The following is a 25507-nucleotide window of genomic DNA, read 5'->3' on the forward strand; positions in this document are numbered from 1 at the left end:
CACCCGAAAGGTCCGCCGCTATGCGGCAAGCGGCCTTTCATAGACGAGCGCCGGGATAGCGGATTGGGCCGAACCGCAATTGTCGGTGCGGCCGGTCTGGACGAAGCCGTTCGCCTGGTAGAAGGCAATTGCGCGCGTGTTCTTCTCTTCCACTTCCAGCCGGATGGCGCGGGCCTCAGGGAAGCTTTCGATGATCTCGTCGAGAAGCATGCCGCCGATGCCCCGGCCCTGCAGGCCGGGCTGCACGTAAAGCTGCTTCAGCATGACCACGCCGCCGCCATCGAGCGCTTCGGCAAATGCCATGCCGCCAATGCGCTGGCCATCGTCGGCGACGAGGAACTCGCTGTTCGGCTTTGCCAGCCGCGCCGCGAGCGAGGCGATCGAATGCCACGCATCGGTGATCTCTGTCACCCGTTCGGCGCCGTAGATGGCGTCGTAAGTCGCATGCCAGGTCTCGACCAGCAGCGCCCGGATGGCGGCGAGGTCGCGATCCCCGGCGGTGCGCACGAACATGGCGTTACTCGATGCCCAGCTTGGCCTTGACCAGGTCATTGACGGCCTGCGGGTTGGCCTTGCCGCCGGTCGCCTTCATCACCTGGCCGACGAACCAGCCGGCCATGGTCGGCTTGGCGCGCGCCTGCTCGACCTTGTCCGGGTTGGCGGCGATCACCTCGTCCACCGCTTTTTCGATAGCGCCGGTGTCGGTAACCTGTTTCATGCCGCGGCTCTCGACCAGTTGGCGCGGGTCGCCGCCCTCGTTCCAGACGATCTCGAACAGGTCCTTGGCAATCTTGCCGGAGATGGTGCCATCCTTGATCAGGTCGATGATAGCGCCGAGCTGGTCTGGCGAAACCGGAGCGTTTTCAATGTCCTTGCCAGCTTTGTTCAATTGTCCGAGCAGGTCGTTGATGACCCAATTGGCCGCGAGCTTGCCGTCGCGGCCGGCGGCCACCTTCTCGAAATAGTCGGCGATCGGCTTTTCCGACACCAGGATCGAAGCATCGTAAGTCGAGAGGCCGAGCGAGGAGATCAATCGCGCCTTCTTGTCGTCGGGCAGTTCCGGCAACTCCTTGGCCAGCGCTTCGACATAGGCCTGGTCGAACTCCAGCGGCAACAGATCGGGATCGGGAAAATAGCGGTAGTCGTGCGCCTCTTCCTTGGTGCGCATCGAACGGGTTTCGCCCTTGACGGCGTCGAACAGCCGCGTTTCCTGGTCGATCGTGCCGCCATCCTCGATGATGGCGATCTGCCGGCGCGCCTCGAAATCGATCGCCTGGCCGATGAAGCGGATCGAATTGACGTTCTTGATCTCGCAGCGCGTGCCGAATTCGCCGCCCGGCCGGCGCACCGAAACATTGACGTCGGCGCGCATGGAGCCTTCGTCCATGTTGCCGTCGCAGGTGCCGAGATAGCGAACGATGGTGCGCAGCTTGGTAACATAGGCCTTGGCTTCGTCGGCCGAACGCATGTCCGGTTTCGACACGATTTCCATCAGCGCCACGCCGGAGCGGTTGAGATCGACATAGGACATGGTCGGATGCTGGTCGTGCATCGATTTGCCGGCATCCTGCTCCAGATGCAGGCGCTCGATGCCGACCTCGATGTCCTCGAACTCGCCCTGGCGGTCGGGCCCTACGGAGACGATCACCGTGCCCTCGCCGACGATCGGCTGCTTGAACTGCGAGATCTGGTAGCCCTGCGGCAGGTCCGGGTAGAAGTAGTTCTTCCGGTCGAAGACGGACTTGTGGTTGATCTGCGCCTTTAGCCCGAGGCCGGTCCGGATCGCCTGCTTGACGCATTCCTCGTTGATGACGGGCAGCATGCCGGGCATTGCGGCATCGACCAGGCTGACATTGGCGTTGGGGGCGGCACCGAACGACGTCGAAGCGCCGGAAAACAGTTTTGCTTCCGATGTCACCTGCGCATGGACCTCGAGCCCGATGATGATTTCCCAGTCGCCGGTGGCGCCGGGGATCAGGCGTTTCGCGTCGGGCGTGCGGGTATCGATGATGCTCATGGTGGCCTGCGTAGTAGAACGATGGAAACGTGCGTTTTGCACATCCTGATTTGCAACTTCGCTAGTGCAAACCGCCTCCCGAGACAAGCGTAAAGCCGCCCGCTGGCCTTTTCCGCCGCTTTCGCCTATAGGCCATCCATCCCAATGGAGAGTGGATGTCCACTTACGCTCAGTCCCGGTAAGGCCCTGACCTCATAGCGAGGCAGGGCAGAAAACCTGAAACCCCGCGCCGCGAAGCTTCGCGGCGGCGGCTTTTGTTGTTTTCCCGGAAACTCTCCCATGGATATTTCGCGTATTGAACAACGCGTTCTGCACCTGCTCGCGCAGGGCGGACGCATTGAGATCGAAAAAAGTGAGAAGAAACGGATCGCCTCCGTCAAATGCCTGACCCGCGACGGCTGGCACTACCCCGGCGTCGATCTCGACCTGTTTCGGAAGCTGAAGCGCAAGAAGGCGGTTTCGTCGTCGGGCGGCGGCCCCTACCGCATCACGCGGCGCGGGCTCCAACTCGTCCGCTCCGAACTCGACAACAGGTAACTATCGCCCGCCGGCCGTTTGCGCGGCCGGCGGTTGCTTGCCGCTCAGGCGGTAGCAATATAGGCGCGGATTTCCTCAGCCTCGCGCTCGACATCCTCGATACGACGCTTGACCACGTCGCCGATCGAAACGATGCCGTCGAGCATGCCGTCCTTTTCCACCGGAAGGTGGCGGAAGCGGCCCCGGGTCATGATCTCCATCACCTCGTTGACGGTGTGATTCTCGTTGCAGATCTTCACTTTCGGCGTCATCGCGGAACGAACGGCTATGTCGAGCGCGGCAGCGCCTTCCCTGGCGACGACGCGCACGATGTCGCGCTCGGACAGGATGCCGACGATCTTGCGGTCTCCATTGGTGATGACCAACGCCCCGATCCTGTGTTCGGCAAGGATGCGGATGGCTTCGCTCAGTTTTTCGTTCGGCCCGAGCGTCAACACGTCGTGGCCTTTTTGCTCGAGAATGGCCTTAACCGTCATGGCGTCCTCCTCTACTTTGCCAACCGGTTCCTGCCCTGACCGGCTTTCACGTAAGAGTGAACATCGTGCGCCGCGATCGGTTGCATTTCAAGTGCGGTGGTCGGTCGTCTCCCAATCGAGCGGCTGCCAACGCCTGTCGAACCAGCGCAAGCCGAAGAAGCCGGCGACAAAGCCGCCAATATGAGCCTCCCAGGCGATCTGGCTGTCGACGCCGGGGGCGAAGCCGACAAGGCCGGTGACAAGATTGATCATCATCCAAACGGCAAGGAAGATCATCACGCCACGCGAGCGCAGCACCATTGCGATCGGCAGCACGGGGCCGGCGAAAGCGGCTTTGCCCGCCGAACGATCCGTACGGAAGCCAAAGCGTGCCGCCGCTCCCATCATGCCCGATATCGCACCGGAAGCCCCGACCAGCGGCGCTTCGCCATATGGATGCATGGCCCAGAAAAGCGCCACTGAAGCCAGTCCCGTCGCGGCGAAGAACAACGCGAACCAGAACGCTCCGAGCCGATTGGCCAACGGCGAGCCAAAGGCAGCGAGCCAGACCATATTGATGGCGATATGCGCAAATCCACCATGCATGAAGGCATAGGTGAAGGGCCGCGTGAACAGGAACCAGTCGAAGCCGTATTGGCCGGTGTAGAGGACAGGGATGAAGGCCCCATCGTAAAGCAGTGTCATTTGCTGAGCATCACTCAGCACGTATTGCTGCAACAGGTAGATGGCCACGCAAATGGCGATCACCGCCAGCACGATCGGCGGCAGGTTGAAGATCGGCTCGCGACGCGGCTCGGGCTCGCGATCCGCCTGTTCTATTTCCGGTGGGCTTACAGGTTCACTCATGCGCACTAGCACTCGGTCCAGGATTCGTTGTTGCGAGCATCTAGACCACTGCCCGCCGGACCACAAAGGGCGAATCGCCGAGCGCGAATCAAAAGTGCCGAATCAAAAGAAAGCCGTCCAAGGTTTCCCTTGAACGGCTGTCGAGTCCCCTGTTCCCCCGAACTCTTGACTGAAGTGCTGCCGATCGTCGCGAAACGACCGCTTCTGGAGTGGTTTTTGTGTGCCACGCGGCTCGACCGGGCGCAACGTAAACCACTTGTTAACCTTAACGGCCCCGACCCGTGAACAAGTGTTAACGACGCTGGCACGCTTCCTGCTCCGCAACGCATGTAGGTCATCGGAGGGCGCCCTTCTGTTCACCGATGGGACATCAGACGACAGAATGCGCGGAGCTGCTTAGCATGAACCAGAACGGATCGATCACGCTGTTCCAGTATTGGAACCGCTTGCGTGATGGACGCCCAGCCCCGAAGCGCTCGGAAGTGGAGCCGGCCGATATCAAGTCGCTGCTGGCCGACACCTTCATCCTGGAAAGGGACACGCGTGGGCAAGCGGTGTTCCGGCTGGCCGGCACAAGGCTCTGCGCCTCCTATGGCCGCGAACTCAAGGGGTTCTCCTTTCCCTCGCTGTGGCGCGAGAAGGACCAGCGGCTGGTCTCGAAGCTGATCCATGGCGTGTTCGACCAGAAATCCGTCGTGCTGATCATGTTCGAGGGCTTCAGCCGCAACGGCCGTTCCAACAAGTTCGAACTGCTTGCCTTGCCGCTGGATGGCGGCGTCGAAAACCCGCGTTGCCTTGGCGTGATCAGCGCTGTGGAGAAGCCGTTCTGGCTGGGCGCCGACCCGCTCACGGACGCGTTGATCGATTCGATCCGTGTCATCGATCCCGAAAAAGAGTTGCTGGCGAGCCGGCCGGCGATCGACGTTCCCTCGCTTGTTCCCGCCGAACTGGAGGCGCCCGAAACCATCTCCGCGCTCGGCCGAGCGCGCCGCATCCGCCACCTCGTCGTCTTCGATGGCGGGCGCGAGGAATAGTTGACGATCCTACAGCCCCGCCTGCCCGTTTTTCCCCTTTGTTAACCCGCTTTGCTGTAGTTCTGGGATGAAGTCCCTGGCATCGGCGCGCGGGGATGCCAAACGGGGTGTAGGCAGTCATGAGGTCAGCGGCGGTCGACTACGCGCCGTCCCAAGCTGAGAGACGTAACTTTCAGCGCGTCCGGGTCAAGATATACGGGCGCTTCATGCTGGAAGACCGCACCGAACATCCTTGCCAGGTCGTCGATATGTCGCCGGGTAACGTCGCGTTTCGCACGGACCGCATCGGCATGCCCGGTGAAAAGGTCATCGCCTATGTCGACCATATCGGCCGCATAGAAGGCGTCGTCACCCGCACCTTGCAGGACGGTTTCGCAATGACGGTGATTGCGTCGGACCGCAAGAAGGACAAGCTCGCCGCGCAATTGACGTGGCTCGCCAACAAGCACGAGCTAGATCTGCCGGAAGACCGCCGCCACGAGCGCGTCGCCCCCCGCAACCCGACCAGCATCCTGCAGCTCACCGACGGGCGTCAGTACCAGTGCCGCATCATCGACCTGTCGCTCTCCGGCGCCGCGATCGAGATCGATGTCAAGCCAGCGATCGGCGTCCAGGTCATGCTCGGCACCATGCGCGGACAGATCGTGCGGCATTTCGAGGATGGCGTCGCCATCGAATTCGCCGTTATCCAGCGGCCTGAGACGCTCGATTCGGAATTCAACACGCCGCGCGCCTGACAAGGCCCAACAGCGTCCAGATCAAAACCGGCCGCGCGGCCGGTTTTTTGTATTTTACGACAACGATTGACCACTCAAAAGTTTCAAATTTGATACCTATTCTAGGGACGTTTTACTCAATATCTACTGCGCGCTTTTGCGTCGAATAAATCCACCTGTGGCAATGTCTCCCTCGAACGGGGAGACAAAAACAATGAAGAAAACGAGAGGCAAGCTGTTGCTGATGGCAATGGCGATGCAGCTTTCCGCTTGGGGATCAGCATATGCCGCGGGACCGGCCTATATGCACACCGGCGGCCGCACCACACAGCCTGTCGGACACTATGAATTCTGCCAGCGCATACCGGGCGAATGCAGCGAGCGGACACCCAAGGGGGCGCCGGTCGAACTGACCCGCAAGCTGTGGGCGACGATCCTCAGCATCAACAACTCGGTCAATACCCGCGTCAAGCCGCGCACCGACATGGAAAACAACGGCGTCGAGGAATATTGGGCCTATCCCGACAATGGCTATGGCGATTGCGAGGACTACGCGCTGGAAAAGCGCCGCGAGCTGATGGACGCCGGCGTTCCGGCCGGCAACCTGTTGATGACGGTCGCGCGCCAGCCAAACGGTGACGGCCACGCGGTGCTGACCGTGCGCACCAGCCTCGGCGAATTCATCCTCGACAATCTGGAAACCAAGGTCCTGTCCTGGACGGACACCGACTACACCTACCTCAAGCGACAGTCGGATACCAATTCCGGCGTCTGGGTGACGATCAACGACGGCCGCGCCGACGCGGTCGCCAGCGTCCGCTGACGGCGTCGATCCGGCACGCGTGAACCAGAGACCAGGCGCTACGCATCAACGCGATGCGTCTAAGGAGAAACCCGGTCGAGTCCCCACCCTCCCCGTCCCAACGACCGGGTCTAAGGAGCCGGCCCCGTCCCCGGGCCGGCTCCGCCATTTCTGGCGGAGGCCTAGACCTTCTCCAAACCCGCCTTGAAGCGCCTGCCGTTGGCGACATAGTGCGCGGCCGAGGCCCGCAACCTTGCAATCGCAGCCTCGTCCAGGACCCTGATCGCCTTGGCCGGCGAGCCGACGATCAGCGAATTGTCCGGGAATTCCTTGCCTTCGGTGACCAGCGCGCCGGCGCCGACCAGCGAATTCTTGCCGATCCTGGCGCCGTTGAGCACGATTGCGCCCATGCCGATCAGGCTGTTGTCGCCAATGGTGCAGCCATGCAGCATGGCGCGGTGGCCGATCGTGCAGCCTTCGCCAATGGTCAGCGGGAAGCCGGGATCGGTGTGCATGACCGTGTGCTCCTGCACGTTGGTGTCGGCGCCGATCACGACAGGTTCATTGTCGCCGCGGATGACGACGCCGAACCAGAAGCCGGCATTGCGGCCGATGCTGATGTCGCCGATCAGCGTCGCATCGGGCGCGATCCAGTTTGAGCCCGCATCCGCGAAGTTCGGTTCGGTGCCATCGATCGCATAAAGCGGCATTTCTGGTCTCCGATTCGTCTCAAGCCTGGAGGTCGAACGACCCTAGGTTGACACCTCCCAACACGCAACGGCCACAAGAACGATGCCGAGCGCCAGCGTCCAGGCGACCGCCGTGCAGCCACAGGAAATCAGCGCCACCGACGAAATGCGACCCTCGCGGCGGGCGTCCAAGGCATCGTTGACCAGCATGAACGGCCCGGCGCACGCCGTGGCGGCGAGCGAACGCAGTACGTGCGCGGAGGACACATAAGGCTCGGTGAACGCGACCTTGCGCCCGGCAACCAACTCCATCGCCGATCCGACCAGCCCGCAAGCCGTCAACCCGACAAGAAAAGCGAACGCAGTTAGCTCAACCGGGCCCATCTTTACCTTCCGTTTACCATGAAATCGCACAGTCGCTGGAAGGACTGCAAGAGCCGTGCCGTGCGATGCGTGCCGTCACGGGACAGGAATCCGGGGACAGAGATGAAGCAGGCAGCGATCGCCGACGACCCCCAATTCACCGTGGTCGATTCCACGCTGATGAAGCGGGTGTTCTACGCCTTCGCAGCACTCGCCCTGCTGTCGGTCGCAATCAGCCTGGGCGGCAAATGGTTCGGCCATTCGATCGCCATGGCCGGCTACACGGATGATGCGACGATGCGCAAGGTGGTGATCGGCAACAATGTCATCGCCGTGCCTGCCAACTTTATCCGTTTCGAACAGGCGCGGCGCGACGGCATCGCCTCGCGGCTCGACCTCTACCTGCGCTATCCCCAGATGGATGGCTACAGCGAAGCTGCCCGCGGCGATTTCAATCACACGGGGCCAGCCAAAAGCATCGTCTTCCTGTCCTTCGAACAGCAGATGATGTCTCGCGACATGAGCGGACGTTTCGGGCCGATCTACAGCGCGTTGATCGTGCAGCCCGGCACGGCAGGTCCGGGCGGCACGACGATTTACGGTTTCAACGCGAAATCAGGTTACCTCAACGAGGTGCTCGTTGTCGGCAACCGGCCCGGCAAGGACCCGTTCGTGGCCCGCTGCCTGAGTGGGCCGGCAGCCGAACAATCGCTGGCGCCTTGCGAGCGCGACATCCATGTCGGCGAGGATCTCAGCCTCACCTATCGCTTCCCGAAGGAATTTCTGGGGGATTGGCAGGCGCTTGACGCGGCAATCACCGCCGAGGCCGGGCGTGTCCTGAAGGCGGGACAGTGACGGAAAGGCCGGCCGCGTTTGCGTCCGGCATCGCCATGGGCGTGGGATCAGCCCAGATCGATGTCGAGGATCGCCATCGAGAAATTGTAGTCGCCGTCATCCTCGTCTTTGAAGACGATGCCGAGGAATTCGTCGCCGACGTAGACTTCGGCCGAATCCTCCTTGCGCGGCCGTGCCTTGACCTCGAGCTTGGGGTTCTGGAAGACGCGCTTGAAATAGGCGTCCAGCTTTCTGATTTCGTCAGGCTTCAACAGTCTTCTCCGATCATCGGGCTTGCTCGTTTGAACGGCGCTTCTGACACGTTGACGATGGCCATGTAAAGGCAAGCTCGCCGTATTGCACGGCAATCGGACTCGTCGACGCGAGCAGTGCGAAACTCCCCGACGCCCCTCAGTAAAATTAGATGTCGAAGCTGACGACCTGGTCCATCGTCTGCGACGGTAGAAGCTGGTCCATCTGGCGCGACGGCTGGTCGCAGCCGGTCTCGCCGACGACGCGAGCCGGCACGCCTGCGACCGTCTTGTTATGCGGCACCGGCGACAGCACCACCGAACCGGCGGCGATCTTGGAGCAATGGCCGATTTCGATGTTGCCGAGAATCTTGGCGCCGGCACCGATCAAGACGCCACGACGAATCTTGGGGTGACGGTCTCCGCCGGCCTTGCCGGTGCCGCCGAGCGTGACACCGTGCAGGATCGACACGTCGTCCTCGATGACCGCTGTCTCGCCGACGACCAGGCCGGTGGCGTGGTCGATGAAGATGCCCTTGCCGATGCGGGCCGCCGGATTGATATCGGTCTGGAAAACCGAGGACGAACGGCTTTGCAGATAGAGCGCGAAATCCTTGCGCCCCTGGTTCCACAGCCAATGCGCCAGCCTGTGGGTCTGGATGGCGTGAAATCCCTTGAAGTAGAGCACCGGCATGATGAAGCGGTCGCAGGCCGGATCGCGGTCGTAATAGGCCTGGATATCGACACGCACGATGGTCGGCCAATCCTTGTCGTCGGCCAGCATCGACTTGAAGGTCTGGCGGATGAGATCGGAACCTATGTCCTGGTGCGCCAACCGCTCGGCCAGCCGGTGGATGACCGCCTCCTCCAGGCTCTCCTGATTGAGGATGGTCGAATAGAGGAAGGCGGCGAGCAGCGGGTCGCGATTGACCGCGTCCATCGCTTCGTCACGGATCGAGCGCCAGATCGGATCGACCGGCTGCAACGCGCTGTGTCGGGAAATGCTGATGCTGTTCATCGACGTCGTCCTGCCGCCTTGCCTAATGTCGGGCCGCACATATAAGCCAGATCATAGCACGATTGAACTCAATTTTCCTTAGTGCTCTGTCAAATGGATTTGGTTAGCGGGAATTCAAGCCGGCATGGAAAATGAACTCTTGCTCGACAATGCCCTCAAACGCGAGCTTTCCGCTCTCTATGAGAGACAGGACCGCCATTACCACAACCTTACCCATATCGAGGCGATGCTGGCGCTCGCCGGCGAGTACCAGAAGCTGCTCGACGATCCCGAGGCCGTCGAGGCGGCGATCTGGTTCCACGACGCCGTCTATGACAGCCGGGCTAAGGACAACGAGGCGCAAAGCGCAGCACTCGCGGAAAAAAAGCTCGCGGGCCGCATCGACGCCCAGCGCCTCTGCCGCATCAGCGCCATGATCCTTGCCACCGCAACACACCAGTTGCCGGGCTTCGAAGACACGGCCGCGGTGCGTGACGCCGCTCTTTTCCTGGACATGGACCTGTCGATCCTCGGCGCAGCGCCGGATGCATTCGATGCCTATGAGCGCGCGATCCGCGCCGAATATCAATGGGTGGAGGAGCCGATCTGGCGGGCCGGACGCGGCGCGGTGCTGAACAGCTTCCTGACACGCCCGCACATCTTCCACAGCGAGGAATTCCGTCGGCGCTTCGAGCAGCAGGCCAGGCTGAATCTCACCCGGTCGCTCGAAGCGCTGCAAAAACCAGCGTGACATCTGGCTTGTGCATCAGGTTTTATCGGGCTCTTGCGCCGGGTCAAAGCGGATTTTCGGCGTAGAATTCCAGCACACGCCGCTTGAAGGTCTTGTCGCCGACGGCCAGCATATGGTCACGGCCTTCGATGTGGAAAGCCTTGGCGTTGGGCATCAGTGCGGCAAGTTCGTCGGGCGAGCCGCCAATGTCGTCGGTGGTGCCGACGGCGATCAGCGTCGGCTGGGCGATCCGGGCAATTTCATCCTCGCTCAGCAACTCGCGGGAGGTGGCGATGCAGGCCGCGAGCGCCCGGCGGTCGCTGCGAGTCTGGTCGGCGAAGGCGCGAAACGAACGGCCGCGGGGATGAGTGGTCTTGGCCGGATCGTCGGCAAGAAGGGCTGCCGCGATCGGATCCCAATCGCCGACGCCGTCGATCATGCCGATGCCGAGACCGCCGAAGACCAGCGTCGCCACCTTGTCGGGATCCGACAGCGCCAGGAATGCCGCTATCCTCGCGCCCATCGAATAGCCCATGACATGGGCGCGCCCGATGCCGAGATGATCGAGCAAAGCAGCCGCGTCCGAGGCCATCCGGGCCGGGGTGTAATCTGCCTCTTCGTAGCTTTTCGATGACGAGCCGTGGCCGCGATTGTCCAGCGCAATGGCGCGGTAGCCGTCATCGTTCAGCGTCTTGAACCAGCCGGGCGAAACCCAGTTGACGTAATGGCTGGAGGCAAAGCCATGGATCATCAGCACAGGATCGCCCCGGCCCGATTCCGGCTGGCGGTCGAGGAAGGCGATATCGAACCCGTCATGGGAAAAAAACTGCATCGGCTATACTGCCCGCGTCCTCAACCGCCACCGCCGTTCGGCGCATCGCCATTGTCCGATGGCGGCACCTCGGGGCCTGATATGGTGCCAACGGCCGGATGCCGCACCAGGTCGCCATAATCGATACCGTTCCTGGCGGCGGTGCCCGCCTTGAGCTCAAGCACGAAGCGCACCGGCACGCCGGGCGAAATGAGCGCCTGGGATTGCGGCTCGCCGTGCTTGACCGCCCGGATCTTGCCATCCTGGCCGATAAAAACCAGGTCAAGCGGCATCGGCGTGTTCTGCATCCAGAAGTTGACCTGCTGCTGCATGTCGAAGACGAACAACATGCCGTGATCGTCCGCCATGTCCTGGCGATACATCAAGCCGGCCTCGCGTTCAGCATCGGTGTCGGCGATTTCGATGGAAAAGGAGCGATCTCCGCCTTTCGTCGCCACGACCAGCGGCGTCGGGTCCACCGGCAGGGTCATCACCCGGCTGTCGGCCGCCGTCGGTGCAGGCGAATAGAAATAGGCGGCCGCGGCGACGATGACCGCAGCCAGGACGCACATTGCGCCCGCCGTAAGCCAATTCCTATGTGTCATGCGAAAATCCTCGGCAACCGCCCTAATGCGCGACCGGCAAGGTTCCCATATCGGGGTGGATTTCGGCAGCCATAAGGCCTTTGTCGCCGCGCCCGAAGCGGACAAGCACGACCTGCCCCGGCCGAAGCTCGGTGATGCCGTAGCGACGCAAGGTCTCCATATGGACGAAGATGTCCTCGGTGCCCTCGCCCCGGGTCAGGAAACCAAATCCTTTGGTGCGGTTGAACCACTTCACCAAGGCACGCTCCAGCCCGCTTTCGGGCGTCACCGAGACATGGGTGCGCTGTTCCTGCATTTCCGCCGGATGGACCGCTGTGGTGACATCCATCGAGAGAACCCGAAAAGCCTGCAATCCGCGCTCGCCCTGCTTGACGAGGCAGACAACGCGCGCTCCCTCCAGAGCAGTCTGGAAACCATCCCGTCTAAGGCATGTCACATGGAGGAGGATGTCGCCTGAAACGCCGTCATCCGGGAGGATGAAGCCATAGCCCTTGGCTACATCGAACCACTTGATGGCGCCGGATATTTCGGTCAGATCGACGGCATCGCCGCCTTCGTCGCGCTTCATGGCGTCGCCAAGGGTTTCGGACCGCCCCGTCAAAGAGGCTTTTTCCCCCATAAGAATGCCCCCTTTTTTCAAGAACACCGCAACTGATTCTTGACACCAGATTAACACTGCGGCTTCCGGTGAGTGCAAGACCTGACGTGCCTTTTTTCACGGTTCATTATGCGAATACCGGATTTGTTCTTTGGCGGCGCCGGCAGCCGCCTGGGATTTGCCCTTTGGACGGCCCACCCCTATGTTGCGCCGCAACCCAACAAGTCGAGGAAATCACATGCGCTATCTGCACACCATGGTCCGCGTCGCCGACATCGATGCTTCGCTCGATTTCTACTGCAACAAGCTCGGCCTGAAGGAAGTGCGCCGCTACGAAAACGAGCAGGGCCGCTATACGCTGATCTTCCTGGCCGCGCCGGAAGACGAGCAAAGCGGCATCGACGAGAAAGCACCGCTGGTCGAGCTCACCTACAATTGGGACCCGGAAGACTACAAGGGCGGCCGCAATTTCGGCCACCTCGCCTATGAAGTCGACGACATATACGCCACCTGCCAGCGGCTGATGGACAGCGGCGTCACCATCAACCGGCCGCCGCGCGACGGCAACATGGCTTTCGTCAAGTCGCCGGACGGAATCTCGATCGAACTTCTGCAGAAAGGTCCGGCGAAGGCAAAGGCCGAACCGTGGGCGTCGATGCCGAACACCGGAAGCTGGTGATCGATCACCTTTTCGAGCGGTCGGCAGCCGGCCTATGGCGGCGGGCGAGCTTGCGCCTATCTATGCGGCGATAGCGCCCGCCTCGAAAGCGGGCACCGTTTTGTGCGTTTCACCCTCGGAGATCCCTTCATGACGATCAGCCATGCCGATGTCACCACCGCACATGCAAGCCGTTATCTGCAGCAATTGTGCAAACATTGGGCGCACAAATTCCCCGTGGAATTCGATCCCAATCATGGCGCCATCGACCTTTCGCTCGGCCGCACCATCATGGATGCCGACGGAGCTGCGCTGCACATCACCGTGTCGAGCGACGACCCCGGCTCTGTCGAGCGCCTTGAAAGCGTCGTCGCCGACCACATCAGACGCTTTGCGTTTCGCGAGGAGCTGACGTTCGACTGGAAACGCGCCGAGGCGGCGTAGGCTCTTCTCCGCGCATTACGGCAGGCATTAATCAGCCGCCGCCGGGCTTGCCGGCCATCTCCAGCAGCGCCAGCACCGAGCGCCAGTTGCGCGCAGTGCCAGGTACCTTCAGTACGCGTGGGATCAGATTGGCAAACACCGATTTGCCCAGTCCGCCGGGTGCATGCAGGTAAAGCACGTCGCCCTTGATCTCGAACCGCTCCGGACCCGTACATTTTTCGGCCAGCCGCGCCGCCTCCTCGGCGGTAGGCGCGCGCTCCAGCGCATACGCGTGCAGCTTTGTCGGCTCCTCGGCAATCTCCGGATAGGGATTTTCCCTGACCAGCCGTTCGACCCAGCCGAGATCGCGCACCATGATGCGCGAATGAAAACCCCATTTCTCCTCGAAAGCCGCTTCGACCTGTTTGGTCAGCGTGGCGGCGTCTCCCTCCTTCGCCCGGAACACCGCGTTGCCGCTCTGCACGTAGGTAGCGACATCGCAAAACCCGAGATCCTCGAAGAACGCCCGCAACTCGGCCATCCTGACGATGCGGTTGCCGCCGACATTGATGCCTGAAAACAGGGCGATGAAGACGTTTCCGCTCATATGATGAACCCGGCCAATGTCTCGTTGTCGGTGATATCCTGATACTGGACGCCTTCGGCCTCGAAATTCGCTTTCAGCAGGTCGAAATTGCGGCGATCCTTGGTTTCGATGCCGATCAGAACCGAGCCGAAATTGCGTGCCGACTTCTTCAGATATTCGAACCGGGCGATGTCGTCGTCCGGCCCCAGCATTTCAAGGAAGTCGCGCAGCGCGCCCGGCCGCTGCGGAAAGCGGATGATGAAGTATTTCTTCAGGCCCTCGAAGCGCAGTGCCCGTTCCTTGACGTCCGGCAGCCGTTCGAAATCGAAATTGCCGCCCGAAACCACGGCCACGATGGTCTTGCCGCGGATTTCCTTCCTGGAAAAATCCTTCAGCGCATCGATAGCCAGCGCGCCGGCCGGCTCCAGCACCACGCCCTCGACATTGAGCATCTCAATCATGGTCGCGCAGAGCCGGTTTTCCGGGATCAACCGCACCGTGTCGGCGGCGAAGTCCTTGAGGTGCCGCAGGGGCTCACGGCCGATTTCGGCGACCGCCGCGCCGTCGACGAAATTATCAACCTTGGCGAGTTTGAGCCGTTTTCCCGCCGCAAGGCTCTCGCGCAGGCTTGGCGCCCCTGCCGGTTCGCAAAAGACGAAGCGCGCCTCACGCCCCTGATCGGCGAAGTAGTGCGTCACCCCTGCGGCCAGACCTCCGCCGCCGACCGGCAGCATGACGATGTCGGGCATGCCCGCGCCGGGCATCTGGTGGGCGATCTCATAGGCGACCGTCGCCTGTCCCTCGATGATGTCCTTGTGGTCGAAGGGCGGCACCATATGAGCGCCGGCGCTTTCGGTGAATTCGATGGCGGCGCGATAGCAATCGTCGAAGAAATCGCCGACGAGCCTGATCTCGACGAAGTCGCCGCCGAACAGCCGCGTCTTGTCGATCTTCTGCTGCGGCGTCGTCACCGGCATGAATACAACGCCCTTTTTGCCGAAATGGCGGCAGACGAATGCAAAACCCTGCGCATGGTTGCCTGCGGAAGCGCAGACGAACAGTTCGGCCTGGTTGCCCTCGCCCAGGGCCTTGCGGAAGAAGTTGAAGGCGCCGCGGATCTTGTAGGAGCGCACCGGGCTCAGGTCCTCGCGCTTCAAAAGCACCCGCGCGCCGGTCTTCTTCGACAGATAGTCGTTCTCCTGCAGCGGCGTTTCCGGAAAGATCCGGCGGATCGCGGAAGCAGCGGTGGCAACACGGGAAGAGAAGCTGGTCATCGGAAAGCCACCTTGAACGCATGTCGTTTGGGAACGTCTATCACCGATTGGCCGCGGAACGACCGTTTGTCGCGAGCCTTGCCGCCGAGCAACCCGATTCCGTCTATTGCACAGGCGACCCCGTGAAACCATTGCCCCGTCACTCATGTTCCCAAGCGGTCGGCATTTAGTGACACATTTGCTGTCAGTTGGAGGCGATCGTTAATGTAATTCTTGAAATTCATGCGGGTGCCAAGCCCCGAAAGGGCCCGCCCTGATGCCAGTCTGGCTTTCGTGCAACACTGCGGCGGCGGTCGCGAGACGCCGACCGCTTTTCGGCTGGGCACGACTTACTTCCGCCGCACTTGCGCTGTCGGGGGAGACTTGCGGAGGCGATTGGCCTTTTCGGGCCGGAGTGGAATTTCAGACGTGCCGTTGAAGACGATTTTTGCCATTGGCCTAGCCTTGCTTGTCGCGGGCTGCGCGGGACAGCAGACCCAGGAACTGCTCGGCAGCGCCATCGTGGCAGCGCCGGTGACCGAGATCGCCGGCAATCACAGCATCTTCATCGCCACCACGCGCAAGAAATCCGACGATCCGAACAAGGTCTTCGACGGCGAGCGATCGGCCACGCTGAACTACGCCCGCGTCAACGTCACCGTGCCCGGCATCCACCAGACCGGGCAGATCGAACGCCGCTCGCGCGGCAAGTCGAACGATCCGGCCAAGTATTTCATGGCCTCCGAGGTCGTCGGCTACGACACCCAGCCGAAATTCGCCAATGCGCTAAGTGCTGACATCGCGGCGCGCGGCGACCGCGTCATGGTCTTCGTCCATGGCTACAACACCGGCTTTGACGACGCCGTTTACCGCCTGACCCAGATCGTCCACGATTCCGGCTATCCCGGCACACCCGTGCTGTTTTCCTGGGCATCCGGCGCCAAGACCACCGACTATGTCTACGACAAGGAAAGCGCCAGCGCCGCGCGCGACCAGCTCGAGGTGACGTTGCGCATGCTGGCGCAGACCGGCGCGCGGCGCATCGACATCGTCGCCCATTCAATGGGAACCTGGGTGACCATGGAGACGCTGCGCCAGCTCGCCATCACCGGCGACCGTGATCTCGGCGGCAAGCTCGGCGACGTCGTGCTCGCATCGCCTGACATCGATGTCGACGTGTTCAAGAGCCAGATGCGCCGCTATGGCAAACCCAACAAGCCGTTCATCCTGTTGTTGTCGGATGATGACCGCGCGCTCCGGCTCTCCGGTCTGATTGCCGGCGCGCGGCCGCGCGTCGGCGACTACAAGGACGCCGCCGACCTTGCATCCTACGGCGTAACGGTCGTCGACCTCTCCAAGATCAAGGGAGCGGACAGTTTCAACCATACGAAATTCGCCGACAATCCCGCGCTGGTGAAGATGATCGGCCAACGGCTGCGCGAAGACGATGGATTTGCCAGCGACCGCGACGTGACCGACCGCATCAGCCTGCTCGGCCAATAGATGCATCGCCGCGGGTTCGCGTGGCCCGCTCGGCCTTGCGACAGAGTCGACCAACTTTGAACTGGACCGCGCCGGCCTCTGGCCTTATCGAAATATCCAGCGACGTCACGCGTTTGACGTCCTCCTTTGCGGGAGCCGGCGTGTGACGGTGCATTCGAAGAGTTTCGTCGTCATTGCGTTCACGCTGCTGGTCGCAGGCTGCGCCGGCCGAAACACGCACGATCTGCTGAACAGGACGACGGTTGCCGTACCCGCGTCCGACATCGCGGCCACCCACGAGATATTCGTCGCCACCACCCGCCAGAAGGCGACCAAGGACCCGCGGCAGGTGTTCGACGGCGATCGCTCCTTGACCACCAGCTTTGCCCGGGTCGACGTCACCGTGCCGAAAAGTCACAAGGTCGGCATGATCGAGCGTGTCCGGGGGTCTGCCAACAGCAATCCAGCCAAGGATTTCACCGCCAAGGATGTCGCGTTCTACGCGGATGCGCCGCAATTCGCCAAGGCGGTCGGTGCCGACATCGCCATGCGCGGCGACCGTGCGCTGGTTTTCGTGCACGGGTTCAACAATGGTTTCGACGACGGCATCTACCGGCTGACGCAGATCGCGCACGACACGAAATATCCGGGCACGCCGGTGCTGTTCTCCTGGGCCTCGAGCGGCAAGACGACGGGCTACATCTATGACAAGGAGAGCGCCAACGCGGCGCGTGACGACCTCGAGGCAACGCTCAGGATGCTGGCCAAGACGCGGGCCAAGAGTATCGACATCGTTGCCCATTCGATGGGAACATGGGTGACCATGGAGGCGCTGCGCCAGCTTGCCATCACCGGCGACCGCGATCTCGACGGCAAGCTCGGTTATGTCGTCCTGGCCTCGCCCGACATTGACGTCGACGTGTTCAAGAAACAGATGATCCGCTACGGCAAGCCGGACAAACCGTTCGCCATCCTGCTTTCAGCGGACGACCGGGCGCTCAAACTGTCTTCCCTGATCTCGGGCGACAAGCCCCGCGTCGGCGACTATGACGACGCGGCCGATCTCGCCAGCTATGGCGTGTCTGTGGTCGATCTCAGCCAGACCAAGGGTGGCGACCGGCTGAACCACGCCAAATTCGCCGACAATCCGATCCTGGTTCAGTTGCTCGGCGACCGGCTGCGGGCCCCGGCCGGCCTGGCGTCGGACGAACCTCCAGTGCAGCTCAACAATCTCGGCCAAGGCCTCGGCAAGGCCGTCGGCTCGGTTGCCGAGATCGTCATCACCACGCCGTTCAAGGTGCTGACGATCGCCACCGGCGGATGAGCGAAGCGACCGCAACTGCTCTTATACGAAGAGGTCGACCTTCTGGAAGGTCGTCACGTCGATCAGGCCGACATCGGAAATCCTGAGCTCCGGAATGACGACCAGCGCCAGCAGCGAGTGCTGCATGTAGGCGTTGTTCAGCGAGCAGCCCATCTGGCGCATGGCCTCGGTCAGTTTGTCGGCCTTGGCCGCGACGATTTCGGCCCGCTCGTCCGACATCAGCCCGGCGATCGGCATTTCGACCAGTGCCAGTTCCTTACCCTTGGAAAACAGCACGACGCCGCCACCGACCTCGCCCAGTCGGTTGACCGCCAGCGCCATATCCCGCTTGTTGGTGCCGACGACGATGATGTGGTGGGCATCATGCGCCACGCTCGACGCCATCGCGCAATCGCCGATGTAACCGAAGCCGGAGACAAAGGCATTGGTGACGCCGCCGGTACCCCTGTGGCGCTCGACCAGCGCGATCTGGCAGACGTCGTTGCGGCGATCCATGGCGACCAGCCCGTCCTCGACGGCGAGATCCGCTTCCAGCGCCCGCGTCGGTGCCTGATTTTCGATGACCCCGATGACCCGGACCCGGACTTCGTTCGCGCCGTTGGGTGCCGTGATGTCGAAATCGTGGGCCTTCAGCTTCTTGCCGAGCTTGACGGTGTTCTTCGCCGCCTTGGGATAGTCGTAGACCGGAATGTCGATGTCGAGCTTGCCGGCCTTGGCCAGCCTGACGCCACGCGCATAGACCTCGTCGATGGTCATTTCGGCGAGATCCGAGACGATTAAAAGGTCAGCCAGCCGCCCCGGCGCGATCGATCCGATCTCGCGCTCCAGCCGGAAATGCTGAGCGGTGTTGAGCGTCGCCATCTGGATCGCGGTCACCGGTTTCAAGCCCTGGCTGATGGCGTGGCGGACCACGCGGTCCATATGCCCCTGGTGAACCAAGGTGCCGGAATGGCTGTCGTCGGTGCACAGGATGAAATTGCGCGGATCGATGCCGCCCTCGGTAACCGCCTTGATCTGCGAGGCGACGTCGTACCAGGCCGAGCCCAGCCGAAGCATCGCCTTCATACCCTGGCGCACGCGGGCGATGGCATCTTCGGCGCGCGTGCCCTCATGGTCGTCCTCCGGGCCGCCGGCGACATAGCCATGGAACGGCAGGCCGAGATCGCGCGAGGCATAGTGCCCGCCGACGGTCTTGCCGGCTTTCACGGTCGCGGCGATCTCGCCCGACATCACAGGATCGTTGGCGGCTACGCCAGGGAAATTCATCACCTCGCCCAGCCCGATGATATTTTCCCAGCCCATCGCCTCGGCGACGTCGGCGACCGTCAGTTCGGCGCCGGCATGTTCGAGCCCGGGGGCCGAGGGCACGCAGGACGGCATCTGGACATGCACGTTGATCGGCATGGCGACGGCCTCGTCATGCATCAGCCGCACGCCGGGCAGGCCGAGCACATTGGCGATCTCGTGCGGATCGATAAACATCGAAGTCGTGCCATGCGGGATCACCGCGCGGCAGAATTCGGTCACCGTCACCATGCCGCTCTCGACATGCATGTGCGCGTCGCAAAGGCCGGGCACCAGATAGCGCCCGCCGGCATCGACCACCTTGGTGCCCTGCCCGATGGCATGGCCGGCGTTCGGACCGCAATAGGCGAAGCGGCCGCCGGCAATAGCGATGTCGGTGCCGGCTACGATCTCGCCGGAGTGAACATTGACCCAGCGCCCGTTGCGGATGACGAGATCGGCGGGTTTCCTGCCCATGGCGACATCGACCAGATGCGTTGCCATTTCAGTCCATGGTCTGGGTTTGCTGCCCGACGGCGTGTTCGCCATGAAGCGACTCCTGTTTGCCCGACTGTGCCAAGCCGCCACGGTTTTGACCAGCCTCACACTTTCTCCCGATTGTTCCAAGACCGACGGAGAGCGTAAATCGGCCGCACAGAAATGGGATTCCGTTTTGCCGCAAATCGGGTTACCGTGCCTGCCAGGATCTTCCAGCTCTTCGTTCGGGCAGTTCGATGCGTCGCCTAATGCTTGCAACTGTCGGTTTTCTTGCCGCTCTGGCCGCACCGGCTTTCGCAGCCGAACCTGTGGCCGATGTGCCGATGACCGTGCCCGGTTTCGACTGGACCGGCTACTATGCCGGCCTGCAAGGCGGTTATGGCTGGGGCAGTTCCGATATCTCGGGAACCGAGGGCGAGCCGTTTGCCGCCTCGCCAGACCTCGACGGCGGTTTCGTCGGTGGCCATGTCGCCGGTCTGTGGCAATTCGACCAGGCTGTGCTCGGCGCCGAAGCAGAGCTTAACTATTCCTCGGCAAAGGGCGCCGAAGAACTGGGTGCGGGAAATCTGCTCGGCACGGATGTCAAGTGGTTCGGTTCCATCAATGCCAAGGCCGGCTATGCGATGGATCGGTTCCTGATCTACGGCATCGGCGGCGTCGCCTTTGCCGGCATCGAAACCTCCCAAGATGCCGGTACCTCGTTCGACAACACGCGAACCAGCATAGGCTGGACGGTTGGGGCCGGCGTCGACTATGCGCTGACCGACAGGTTCGTCGTCGGGGCGCAGTATCGCTACTATGATTTCAGCAAGGAGCATTTTGATGCGCCGGACGATTTTCTCGATCGCGACCAGAATGTGAAGCTGAATACGGTCGGCATCAATCTGAGCTACAAGTTCTGAGCCCCATCACCGCGCCCGGTCACCGGGCAGGATCATGCTCGATCTCGCATGGTCCGTGACGGCAATTCTAAGGCAATTCCAAGGACTGAGGGGCCGGCGTCCCCAGTGGGCGGGGGGATGGGTTGGGCCTGGTAGACGCCGGCCTCGACGGATCAGATCCGCCGCGCAGACACCGTATCATTGCCTGCGGCGCGCGGAATTGCGTGATCGCACCAGTATCACCATGCCCGCTTGTCTGAACGTCACCGGCGCAGCACTTGATGCCGCGTGCCGTTTATGATCCTGCCCTCGCACGCAGGCGCGCGTCCGCCATCGCAGTACCCGCGCCCGATCGCGCAGTGAACACTCAAAGAATTGCATCGAGAAAAGAGCCATCGAACCGCAAGTGCGGACGAAGGTCCAAGAACATCAGCAAGACCTTGGTCCGAATACCTACAGCAGAGGTCCGATCAGCTCTCCTGCAAGGAACGTACTCGCATTCCTTCCATTTGTTGAACGGGTGCAGCAATGGTCCTTCATGTGCCCACGAGAGCAGGGTTACAATCATTTGCACCCTCAACCCCCTGCTCAGTTCGCAGGCAGAAAGCTCAAATCGAGATCTCGTGCGGCTTGAGCTGTCGTGAAACTACCCCCGAGGGATCTGGAATGGAGAAACACTTATGAAAGCGATTTTTCTGACAAGTGCCATGGCGCTCGTTTTCGTTGCAATGCCGGTTGTCGCTTCGGCGGCAGAAGCCGACGTCGTCATCAAAACCCATCGCCATCATCACCGCCACGTGGCAGTGATCAACGATCAGGGCCAGCGCCTCCATCATCGGCGCCATGGCACGGTGGCCTTCTATGACCAAGGTCGCCGGCATCATCGCCGCGACACCGTCGTCATAACGGGCTCAACTGAACGCCGTCACCACCGGCATCACCCAGTGGTGATCTACGACAGCAACGACTAATATTGTGCAATCCGGCCCGGCTGATCGCCAACCCTGCCGGGCCGTGCCCGCGAGCGGCGGACCGACAACAAGGGAAGTGGAGGCTGAGGAAGCCAGGCGGGTCTTCCCTGTTGAAAATGAGTGCTTAATCGCAGCCCGGGTATGAGAGGCCGGTCGTGCTCTCCAGCTTGAGCTTCTGGTCCCTCAAGAGGGCGCCAGTAAAAAATAAACGCCGGCGACCAGTGTCGATGTCAAACAAATCGCCATTGCCACGACCACCTTGGTCGCGAACCGCTCGGCTCTCGCGCAAAGCGCGTCAGCAAAATCGTCGCTCTGGATACTTTTCAAGAGCGGCTTGGTGTCGACGCCAGCCATGTGATTGTCGTTGTCGGGGATTGTGACACGGTCACGGCCATCAGTTTTGATGGAACCAGGGGTCATGCTTTGCCTCACGAAGCGTCGGATTGACATCAGCCACCGTTCGACGGATTTGCCAATGCGGACGGCACTTTGACTTTGGGAGCGTCAATCTTGACGCCAAATGTTTTTTCCGCCTGCCACAACAATGGCCACGGCAGCGCTGCCGCCAGAATTTACCACAGCGGGCCCGGCTGCCATGATCGGCCTCCAGTTGAAGATCATTAGCAAACGCAACGCACGCTTCCTACCGGCGGTTCCACTGCTAGGGCTTGGGTCCTATTGAACATGCGACCAAAGTCAGATCGTGGCGCGCAAAAGGCCCAAACCCACGGTTGTTTGGAACTCACGCGTCTAAGAGCGATTGCCTGACAGGCCATTGAACGATGGTTCCCCTGATCGATGGCCAGCATTGGGAGCCCTTGCCAACCCTGGCAATCCTTCGGGCGCCACCGCGCTTCGCGTCAAGCCCAACGAGAGAGAAAGGAAGCAACAATGAGAACCGATCTTACAACCGTCGTAGCGGGATTCCTGCTGCTTGCCGGCATCGGTGCCGCCGCCGCACAGGATGTGGTCATTCAGCCGCAGGACGAAACCGTCATACAAGAATACGTAAAGAAACAGCCTCTGGCCTCAGTCAAGATTCCCGGCGTCGAGCTCAACGTCGGGACCGCCCTGCCCGACACGGTCGAGCTTCATGAAATTCCCAACGTCAAATATCGCTACGTCGTCGTGGACAATCACACCGTCGTCGTGGATCCCGGCACACGCAAGATCGTAAAGATTATCCAGTGAGCGCTTGAACGCCACGATCCGTCGTTTCAGGTCGGCGGATCGTGGCAACGTTCGCCGAGGGCCCATAGCCGACGGCGCGCCTCGGCGCACGGTCGCCGAGCCGCCGCTAAGAGACCCGGGTGGCACCCGTTGGTGGCGGCTAGGCTCTGCAGAGCATTGAAGTAGAGTTAAGGTGGTGCGGACGACGGGAATCGAACCCGTACGATCAGAGATCGAGGGATTTTAAGTCCCTTGCGTCTACCAATTCCGCCACGTCCGCGCGCCTTTCGTTTCAACTACCTAGGCGATCTCGTCAATCGGGGCCCATGCAGTCCCAAAAAAGCGTTGTGCAAAACACGTTCGTTTTCATTCGCCCCGCACCGATTCTTCGTCCCGCAGGGGCGACCGGTATCGGTCAAACAGCGATCGGATGGAGCTTCAGATGCTGGATCAGGATGATGGTCTTGGCGTCGATGATGCGGCCATCGGCAATGCCGGCCAGAGCCTCGTCGAGCGGCATTTCCAGCACCTCGATGTCCTCGCCTTCGTCCGCTGCGCCGCCACCGGCCGAAATGCGGTCGGCGGGCGAATAGAGGGCGGTGAAGAACCAGAGCCGCTCGGTGACGCTGCCCGGGCTCATATAGGGCGAAAACAGCCGCTCCACATGGTTCAGCCGATAGCCGAGCTCTTCCTCCGCCTCCTTGCGGATGCAGGTCTCCGGATCGTTTTCGTCGAGCAGTCCCGCGCAGGCCTCGACCAGCGGTTCGCGGTGGCCGGTGACATAGGCGGGATAGCGGAACTGGCGCACCAGGAGCACGGTTGAACGCTGGGGATCATAGGGCAGGATCACCGCGCCATCGCCGCGATCGTAAGTCTGGCGGATTTGTGTCTCCCATTGTCCGTCGCGGCGACGGTAGTCGAGGACGGTTTTCTTCAGAATCGCCCAGTCGTCGGATAGGATTTCTTCAGAACGGATGCGGATACGATCTTCCATCGGCTGCCTCCACGTTGCCCGGGAGGCGTAGCCGCGAATCGGCGTTCACGCAATCGGGGCAGCGGTTGGTCCAGTAAGCATTTCACTCTCTCGTGTGTGGCATGGCGGCGATCGATCGCCTAAATAGCGCATCCTATTCCCGGAGTTTCGTTCATGACCACATCGCTTTTCCAGCCGATCACGCTCGATGGCTTGAGCTTTCCCAACCGCATCGCCGTCGCGCCGATGTGCCAGTATTCGGCCGAGGACGGCTCGGCGAGCGACTGGCATCTCCACCACTGGATGAACCTGGCAATGTCCGGCGCCGGCATGGTCACGGTCGAGATGACCGATGTCGAGCGGCGTGGCCGCATCAGCCATGGCTGCCTCGGCCTCTATTCCGAAGACAATGAAGCCGCTGCGCGCCGCGCCCTGGACGCAGCAAGGCGCGTGGCCGCACCCGGCACCAAATTCGGCACTCAGCTTGCCCATGCCGGCCGCAAGGCCTCGAACCGCAAGCCTTGGGAGGGGGGCGGACCGCTGCAGCCGAACGAGGATCCTTGGCAGACCGTCTCGGCCTCGGCAATCGCCTACGATACCGGCTGGAACGTGCCGCGAGCGCTGGAGGAAGAGGAGATCCTCCAGCTCATCGAGCGGTTCGCCGAGGCGGCGAGGCGGGCCGAACGCGCGGGCTTCGACTTCATCGAGCTGCACGCGGCGCACGGCTATCTGATCTTCCAGTTCCTGTCGCCGCTCTCCAACCAACGCACGGACCGCTGGGGCGGCTCGCTGGAAAACCGCATGCGTCTTGTCGTCGAGATCGCCAAGGCGGTAAAAAAGGCAGCGCCAAACCTGATGCTGGGCGCCCGGCTGTCGGTCAAGGATTGGGTCGATGGCGGTTTCGACGTCGAGGATGCGATCGAAGTGGCGAAAGCGCTGAAGGCCGAAGGCGTCGCTTATCTCTGTTGCTCGAGCGGCGGCAATTCGCCCTTGCAGAAACTGCCCTCCGGCCCCGGCTATCAGGTGCATCTGGCGGAAGCCGTGCGCAGGGGCGCCGGCATCCCTACCCGCGCGGTCGGTCTGATCGACGATCCCAAGCAGGCAGAGGCGATCATCGCCGAAGGCCGCGCCGACATGGTTGCGCTGGCGCGCGCCTTCCTCGCCGACCCGCGCTGGGGGTGGCGAGCGGCCGCCACGTTCAGCGAGACGATCCATCCCGCGCCGCAGCTCGCGCGCTCGGTGACGACGATGCAGCACTGGATGAAGGCGGCGGGCTGAGCGACCCTTCCGAGAAGGGCGGAACGCGTCGTCGAACGACCGCGCAATGGAGCTTCCAAGGAGGTCTGGGACGTTTGGGCGCAGGCTGAGGACACGGTTGCAACCAAATTGACTGCTTTGCGTTGCGGCCATGATGGACAACAAGCCTTTTGAAACACCGGTCGTGGTCGAACTCGGCCATGTCGGCAAATATCGCCACATCCGCAGTACCCAAGAGGCGGCGGAGTGCCTGATGACGGTTTGGCCGCTCAATCGCGGCCCCCGTCATCGTGATGCTCTCGACACTTGCCTCAAAGTGCTGGAAGGTTATCGTTCGACAGCGGATGCGCGCCGGGCCCTTATCGAAGCCGCCAGGGAATCGGAAGTGCTGGTGCCAGACGACAAGCTGTCCGACGACCGCCTGCATTGAGCGGACGGACC

At 62.0% G+C, this 25507-nt stretch carries 31 protein-coding genes and 1 tRNA gene; 15 read left to right on the forward strand and 17 right to left on the reverse strand.

Annotation, left to right across the window (positions count from 1 at the left end; all coding sequences use genetic code 11):
* Positions 1 to 18 precede the first annotated feature (18 nt).
* Positions 19 to 513 (reverse strand): GNAT family N-acetyltransferase, encoded by a 495-nt coding sequence (locus FJ942_RS13180; RefSeq protein ID WP_140897925.1) that lies wholly within the window; start codon positions 511 to 513, stop codon positions 19 to 21.
* 4 nt (positions 514 to 517) lie between these two features.
* Entirely contained in the window at positions 518 to 2017 is a 1500-nt protein-coding gene (gene gatB, locus FJ942_RS13185) for an Asp-tRNA(Asn)/Glu-tRNA(Gln) amidotransferase subunit GatB (RefSeq protein ID WP_140493678.1), read from the reverse strand.
* A gap of 279 nt (positions 2018 to 2296) precedes the next feature.
* Here gatB and FJ942_RS13195 point away from each other — a divergent pair, with 279 nt between their 5' ends.
* A complete protein-coding gene (locus FJ942_RS13195) occupies positions 2297 to 2554 on the forward strand; it encodes a YjhX family toxin (RefSeq protein WP_140897927.1) in 258 nt (85 codons plus the stop codon).
* Positions 2555 to 2598: 44 nt separating this feature from the next.
* Here the strand turns inward: FJ942_RS13195 and FJ942_RS13200 are convergent, their stop codons facing one another.
* Together FJ942_RS13200 and FJ942_RS13205 are read right to left on the reverse strand one after the other, a co-directional pair.
* Complete coding sequence (locus FJ942_RS13200; RefSeq protein WP_140493682.1) at positions 2599 to 3030, reverse strand: CBS domain-containing protein; 432 nt, start codon at positions 3028 to 3030, stop codon at positions 2599 to 2601.
* A gap of 87 nt (positions 3031 to 3117) precedes the next feature.
* Positions 3118 to 3876 (reverse strand): rhomboid family intramembrane serine protease, encoded by a 759-nt coding sequence (locus FJ942_RS13205; protein ID WP_140522115.1) that lies wholly within the window; start codon positions 3874 to 3876, stop codon positions 3118 to 3120.
* 401 nt (positions 3877 to 4277) lie between these two features.
* On the opposite strand from FJ942_RS13205, the gene FJ942_RS13210 reads away from it, so the two are divergent.
* The 3 genes from FJ942_RS13210 (at position 4278) to FJ942_RS13220 (ending at position 6449) form a co-directional block, all read left to right on the forward strand.
* Positions 4278 to 4910, forward strand: coding sequence for a PAS domain-containing protein (locus FJ942_RS13210; protein WP_140493687.1), 633 nt, complete (start codon positions 4278 to 4280; stop codon positions 4908 to 4910).
* Positions 4911 to 5029: 119 nt separating this feature from the next.
* Positions 5030 to 5647 carry a PilZ domain-containing protein gene (locus FJ942_RS13215; protein WP_140493689.1) on the forward strand — a complete coding sequence of 206 codons (618 nt, stop codon included), beginning with the start codon at positions 5030 to 5032 and terminating at the stop codon, positions 5645 to 5647.
* 193 nt (positions 5648 to 5840) lie between these two features.
* Positions 5841 to 6449 (forward strand): transglutaminase-like cysteine peptidase, encoded by a 609-nt coding sequence (locus FJ942_RS13220; protein WP_140517647.1) that lies wholly within the window; start codon positions 5841 to 5843, stop codon positions 6447 to 6449.
* A 161-nt stretch (positions 6450 to 6610) separates the two neighbouring features.
* Here FJ942_RS13220 and FJ942_RS13225 read toward each other — a convergent pair whose 3' ends face one another.
* Together FJ942_RS13225 and FJ942_RS13230 are read right to left on the reverse strand one after the other, a co-directional pair.
* Positions 6611 to 7138, reverse strand: coding sequence for a gamma carbonic anhydrase family protein (locus FJ942_RS13225; protein WP_140493693.1), 528 nt, complete (start codon positions 7136 to 7138; stop codon positions 6611 to 6613).
* A 42-nt stretch (positions 7139 to 7180) separates the two neighbouring features.
* Positions 7181 to 7501 carry a hypothetical protein gene (locus FJ942_RS13230; RefSeq protein WP_140522113.1) on the reverse strand — a complete coding sequence of 107 codons (321 nt, stop codon included), beginning with the start codon at positions 7499 to 7501 and terminating at the stop codon, positions 7181 to 7183.
* A 102-nt stretch (positions 7502 to 7603) separates the two neighbouring features.
* On the opposite strand from FJ942_RS13230, the gene FJ942_RS13235 reads away from it, so the two are divergent.
* On the forward strand, positions 7604 to 8335 hold the full coding sequence (locus FJ942_RS13235; RefSeq protein ID WP_140558491.1) for a hypothetical protein: 732 nt from the start codon (positions 7604 to 7606) through the stop codon (positions 8333 to 8335).
* Positions 8336 to 8382: 47 nt separating this feature from the next.
* On the opposite strand, the gene FJ942_RS13240 is transcribed toward FJ942_RS13235, so the two are convergent.
* Entirely contained in the window at positions 8383 to 8586 is a 204-nt protein-coding gene (locus FJ942_RS13240; RefSeq protein ID WP_019857879.1) for a DUF3126 family protein, read from the reverse strand.
* 148 nt (positions 8587 to 8734) lie between these two features.
* Positions 8735 to 9583, reverse strand: a complete 849-nt coding sequence (gene cysE, locus FJ942_RS13245) for a serine O-acetyltransferase (protein ID WP_140564637.1) — start codon at positions 9581 to 9583, stop codon at positions 8735 to 8737.
* A gap of 124 nt (positions 9584 to 9707) precedes the next feature.
* Between cysE and FJ942_RS13250 the strand changes: the two genes are divergently transcribed.
* On the forward strand, positions 9708 to 10313 hold the full coding sequence (locus FJ942_RS13250) for a hypothetical protein (protein ID WP_140625535.1): 606 nt from the start codon (positions 9708 to 9710) through the stop codon (positions 10311 to 10313).
* Between the two features lie 43 nt (positions 10314 to 10356).
* Here FJ942_RS13250 and FJ942_RS13255 read toward each other — a convergent pair whose 3' ends face one another.
* Genes FJ942_RS13255 through FJ942_RS13265 form a run of 3 tightly spaced genes read right to left on the reverse strand, consistent with a single transcriptional unit; the run spans position 10357 to position 12276 of the window.
* Positions 10357 to 11124, reverse strand: coding sequence for an alpha/beta hydrolase (locus FJ942_RS13255; RefSeq protein ID WP_140558495.1), 768 nt, complete (start codon positions 11122 to 11124; stop codon positions 10357 to 10359).
* 20 nt (positions 11125 to 11144) lie between these two features.
* Positions 11145 to 11708, reverse strand: coding sequence for a DUF192 domain-containing protein (locus FJ942_RS13260; protein ID WP_140625537.1), 564 nt, complete (start codon positions 11706 to 11708; stop codon positions 11145 to 11147).
* A gap of 22 nt (positions 11709 to 11730) precedes the next feature.
* On the reverse strand, positions 11731 to 12276 hold the full coding sequence (locus FJ942_RS13265) for a cold-shock protein (protein ID WP_181165163.1): 546 nt from the start codon (positions 12274 to 12276) through the stop codon (positions 11731 to 11733).
* A gap of 268 nt (positions 12277 to 12544) precedes the next feature.
* On the opposite strand from FJ942_RS13265, the gene gloA reads away from it, so the two are divergent.
* Together gloA and FJ942_RS13275 are read left to right on the forward strand one after the other, a co-directional pair.
* Entirely contained in the window at positions 12545 to 12985 is a 441-nt protein-coding gene (gene gloA / locus FJ942_RS13270; RefSeq protein ID WP_140522101.1) for a lactoylglutathione lyase, read from the forward strand.
* 129 nt (positions 12986 to 13114) lie between these two features.
* Positions 13115 to 13408 (forward strand): DUF2218 domain-containing protein, encoded by a 294-nt coding sequence (locus tag FJ942_RS13275; protein ID WP_140897929.1) that lies wholly within the window; start codon positions 13115 to 13117, stop codon positions 13406 to 13408.
* 31 nt (positions 13409 to 13439) lie between these two features.
* Here the strand turns inward: FJ942_RS13275 and FJ942_RS13280 are convergent, their stop codons facing one another.
* Both FJ942_RS13280 and ilvA read right to left on the reverse strand, forming a co-directional pair.
* The gene (locus FJ942_RS13280; RefSeq protein WP_140897931.1) at positions 13440 to 13994 is read right to left on the reverse strand and encodes a DUF1697 domain-containing protein; all 555 of its coding nucleotides are present in this window, start codon (positions 13992 to 13994) and stop codon (positions 13440 to 13442) included.
* A complete protein-coding gene (gene ilvA, locus FJ942_RS13285; protein ID WP_140493713.1) occupies positions 13991 to 15247 on the reverse strand; it encodes a threonine ammonia-lyase IlvA in 1257 nt (418 codons plus the stop codon). The genes FJ942_RS13280 and ilvA overlap by 4 nt, the downstream gene beginning before the upstream one ends.
* 408 nt (positions 15248 to 15655) lie before the next feature.
* Between ilvA and FJ942_RS13290 the strand changes: the two genes are divergently transcribed.
* Positions 15656 to 16729 carry an alpha/beta hydrolase gene (locus FJ942_RS13290; RefSeq protein ID WP_140493715.1) on the forward strand — a complete coding sequence of 358 codons (1074 nt, stop codon included), beginning with the start codon at positions 15656 to 15658 and terminating at the stop codon, positions 16727 to 16729.
* Positions 16730 to 16871: 142 nt separating this feature from the next.
* Positions 16872 to 18032, forward strand: coding sequence for an alpha/beta hydrolase (locus tag FJ942_RS13295; protein WP_140671724.1), 1161 nt, complete (start codon positions 16872 to 16874; stop codon positions 18030 to 18032).
* Between the two features lie 21 nt (positions 18033 to 18053).
* Here FJ942_RS13295 and ade read toward each other — a convergent pair whose 3' ends face one another.
* The gene (gene ade / locus FJ942_RS13300) at positions 18054 to 19865 is read right to left on the reverse strand and encodes an adenine deaminase (RefSeq protein WP_140493720.1); all 1812 of its coding nucleotides are present in this window, start codon (positions 19863 to 19865) and stop codon (positions 18054 to 18056) included.
* A 185-nt stretch (positions 19866 to 20050) separates the two neighbouring features.
* Here ade and FJ942_RS13305 point away from each other — a divergent pair, with 185 nt between their 5' ends.
* Together FJ942_RS13305 and FJ942_RS13310 are read left to right on the forward strand one after the other, a co-directional pair.
* On the forward strand, positions 20051 to 20716 hold the full coding sequence (locus FJ942_RS13305; RefSeq protein WP_140897933.1) for an outer membrane protein: 666 nt from the start codon (positions 20051 to 20053) through the stop codon (positions 20714 to 20716).
* A 659-nt stretch (positions 20717 to 21375) separates the two neighbouring features.
* A complete protein-coding gene (locus FJ942_RS13310; RefSeq protein ID WP_140671726.1) occupies positions 21376 to 21666 on the forward strand; it encodes a hypothetical protein in 291 nt (96 codons plus the stop codon).
* A 183-nt stretch (positions 21667 to 21849) separates the two neighbouring features.
* Here the strand turns inward: FJ942_RS13310 and FJ942_RS13315 are convergent, their stop codons facing one another.
* Positions 21850 to 22086: a hypothetical protein gene (locus FJ942_RS13315; protein WP_140517659.1), complete on the reverse strand. Its 237-nt coding sequence runs from the start codon at positions 22084 to 22086 to the stop codon at positions 21850 to 21852.
* A gap of 471 nt (positions 22087 to 22557) precedes the next feature.
* On the opposite strand from FJ942_RS13315, the gene FJ942_RS13320 reads away from it, so the two are divergent.
* Positions 22558 to 22857 carry a DUF1236 domain-containing protein gene (locus tag FJ942_RS13320; protein ID WP_140493726.1) on the forward strand — a complete coding sequence of 100 codons (300 nt, stop codon included), beginning with the start codon at positions 22558 to 22560 and terminating at the stop codon, positions 22855 to 22857.
* Positions 22858 to 23030: 173 nt separating this feature from the next.
* Here the strand turns inward: FJ942_RS13320 and FJ942_RS13325 are convergent.
* Positions 23031 to 23116, reverse strand: a tRNA-Leu gene (locus FJ942_RS13325).
* A gap of 135 nt (positions 23117 to 23251) precedes the next feature.
* Complete coding sequence (locus FJ942_RS13330; RefSeq protein WP_140522089.1) at positions 23252 to 23830, reverse strand: NUDIX domain-containing protein; 579 nt, start codon at positions 23828 to 23830, stop codon at positions 23252 to 23254.
* A 153-nt stretch (positions 23831 to 23983) separates the two neighbouring features.
* On the opposite strand from FJ942_RS13330, the gene FJ942_RS13335 reads away from it, so the two are divergent.
* Positions 23984 to 25087 carry an NADH:flavin oxidoreductase/NADH oxidase gene (locus FJ942_RS13335; RefSeq protein WP_140522087.1) on the forward strand — a complete coding sequence of 368 codons (1104 nt, stop codon included), beginning with the start codon at positions 23984 to 23986 and terminating at the stop codon, positions 25085 to 25087.
* 130 nt (positions 25088 to 25217) lie between these two features.
* Complete coding sequence (locus FJ942_RS13340; protein WP_032920128.1) at positions 25218 to 25496, forward strand: DUF982 domain-containing protein; 279 nt, start codon at positions 25218 to 25220, stop codon at positions 25494 to 25496.
* Positions 25497 to 25507: the final 11 nt, after the last annotated feature.

The organism is Mesorhizobium sp. B2-4-2 (assembly GCF_006442845.1).
GTDB lineage: Bacteria > Pseudomonadota > Alphaproteobacteria > Rhizobiales > Rhizobiaceae > Mesorhizobium.

What these genes read in the sequence shown, in the direction of transcription:
- FJ942_RS13225 (WP_140493693.1), bottom strand. Translation starts at nt 7,138, where the DNA reads ATGCCGCTTTATGCGATCGATGGCACCGAACCGAACTTCGCGGATGCG.
- gatB (WP_140493678.1), bottom strand. Translation starts at nt 2,017, where the DNA reads ATGAGCATCATCGATACCCGCACGCCCGACGCGAAACGCCTGATCCCC.
- FJ942_RS13280 (WP_140897931.1), bottom strand. Translation starts at nt 13,994, where the DNA reads ATGAGCGGAAACGTCTTCATCGCCCTGTTTTCAGGCATCAATGTCGGC.
- FJ942_RS13305 (WP_140897933.1), top strand. Translation starts at nt 20,051, where the DNA reads ATGCGTCGCCTAATGCTTGCAACTGTCGGTTTTCTTGCCGCTCTGGCC.
- FJ942_RS13205 (WP_140522115.1), bottom strand. Translation starts at nt 3,876, where the DNA reads ATGAGTGAACCTGTAAGCCCACCGGAAATAGAACAGGCGGATCGCGAG.
- gloA (WP_140522101.1), top strand. Translation starts at nt 12,545, where the DNA reads ATGCGCTATCTGCACACCATGGTCCGCGTCGCCGACATCGATGCTTCG.
- FJ942_RS13275 (WP_140897929.1), top strand. Translation starts at nt 13,115, where the DNA reads ATGACGATCAGCCATGCCGATGTCACCACCGCACATGCAAGCCGTTAT.
- FJ942_RS13220 (WP_140517647.1), top strand. Translation starts at nt 5,841, where the DNA reads ATGAAGAAAACGAGAGGCAAGCTGTTGCTGATGGCAATGGCGATGCAG.
- FJ942_RS13340 (WP_032920128.1), top strand. Translation starts at nt 25,218, where the DNA reads ATGATGGACAACAAGCCTTTTGAAACACCGGTCGTGGTCGAACTCGGC.
- FJ942_RS13210 (WP_140493687.1), top strand. Translation starts at nt 4,278, where the DNA reads ATGAACCAGAACGGATCGATCACGCTGTTCCAGTATTGGAACCGCTTG.
- FJ942_RS13255 (WP_140558495.1), bottom strand. Translation starts at nt 11,124, where the DNA reads ATGCAGTTTTTTTCCCATGACGGGTTCGATATCGCCTTCCTCGACCGC.
- FJ942_RS13195 (WP_140897927.1), top strand. Translation starts at nt 2,297, where the DNA reads ATGGATATTTCGCGTATTGAACAACGCGTTCTGCACCTGCTCGCGCAG.
- cysE (WP_140564637.1), bottom strand. Translation starts at nt 9,583, where the DNA reads ATGAACAGCATCAGCATTTCCCGACACAGCGCGTTGCAGCCGGTCGAT.
- FJ942_RS13250 (WP_140625535.1), top strand. Translation starts at nt 9,708, where the DNA reads ATGGAAAATGAACTCTTGCTCGACAATGCCCTCAAACGCGAGCTTTCC.
- ade (WP_140493720.1), bottom strand. Translation starts at nt 19,865, where the DNA reads ATGGCGAACACGCCGTCGGGCAGCAAACCCAGACCATGGACTGAAATG.
- FJ942_RS13260 (WP_140625537.1), bottom strand. Translation starts at nt 11,708, where the DNA reads ATGACACATAGGAATTGGCTTACGGCGGGCGCAATGTGCGTCCTGGCT.
- FJ942_RS13315 (WP_140517659.1), bottom strand. Translation starts at nt 22,086, where the DNA reads ATGACCCCTGGTTCCATCAAAACTGATGGCCGTGACCGTGTCACAATC.
- FJ942_RS13215 (WP_140493689.1), top strand. Translation starts at nt 5,030, where the DNA reads ATGAGGTCAGCGGCGGTCGACTACGCGCCGTCCCAAGCTGAGAGACGT.
- FJ942_RS13335 (WP_140522087.1), top strand. Translation starts at nt 23,984, where the DNA reads ATGACCACATCGCTTTTCCAGCCGATCACGCTCGATGGCTTGAGCTTT.
- FJ942_RS13230 (WP_140522113.1), bottom strand. Translation starts at nt 7,501, where the DNA reads ATGGGCCCGGTTGAGCTAACTGCGTTCGCTTTTCTTGTCGGGTTGACG.
- FJ942_RS13180 (WP_140897925.1), bottom strand. Translation starts at nt 513, where the DNA reads ATGTTCGTGCGCACCGCCGGGGATCGCGACCTCGCCGCCATCCGGGCG.
- ilvA (WP_140493713.1), bottom strand. Translation starts at nt 15,247, where the DNA reads ATGACCAGCTTCTCTTCCCGTGTTGCCACCGCTGCTTCCGCGATCCGC.
- FJ942_RS13235 (WP_140558491.1), top strand. Translation starts at nt 7,604, where the DNA reads ATGAAGCAGGCAGCGATCGCCGACGACCCCCAATTCACCGTGGTCGAT.
- FJ942_RS13200 (WP_140493682.1), bottom strand. Translation starts at nt 3,030, where the DNA reads ATGACGGTTAAGGCCATTCTCGAGCAAAAAGGCCACGACGTGTTGACG.
- FJ942_RS13330 (WP_140522089.1), bottom strand. Translation starts at nt 23,830, where the DNA reads ATGGAAGATCGTATCCGCATCCGTTCTGAAGAAATCCTATCCGACGAC.
- FJ942_RS13320 (WP_140493726.1), top strand. Translation starts at nt 22,558, where the DNA reads ATGAGAACCGATCTTACAACCGTCGTAGCGGGATTCCTGCTGCTTGCC.
- FJ942_RS13265 (WP_181165163.1), bottom strand. Translation starts at nt 12,276, where the DNA reads ATGAAGCGCGACGAAGGCGGCGATGCCGTCGATCTGACCGAAATATCC.
- FJ942_RS13310 (WP_140671726.1), top strand. Translation starts at nt 21,376, where the DNA reads ATGAAAGCGATTTTTCTGACAAGTGCCATGGCGCTCGTTTTCGTTGCA.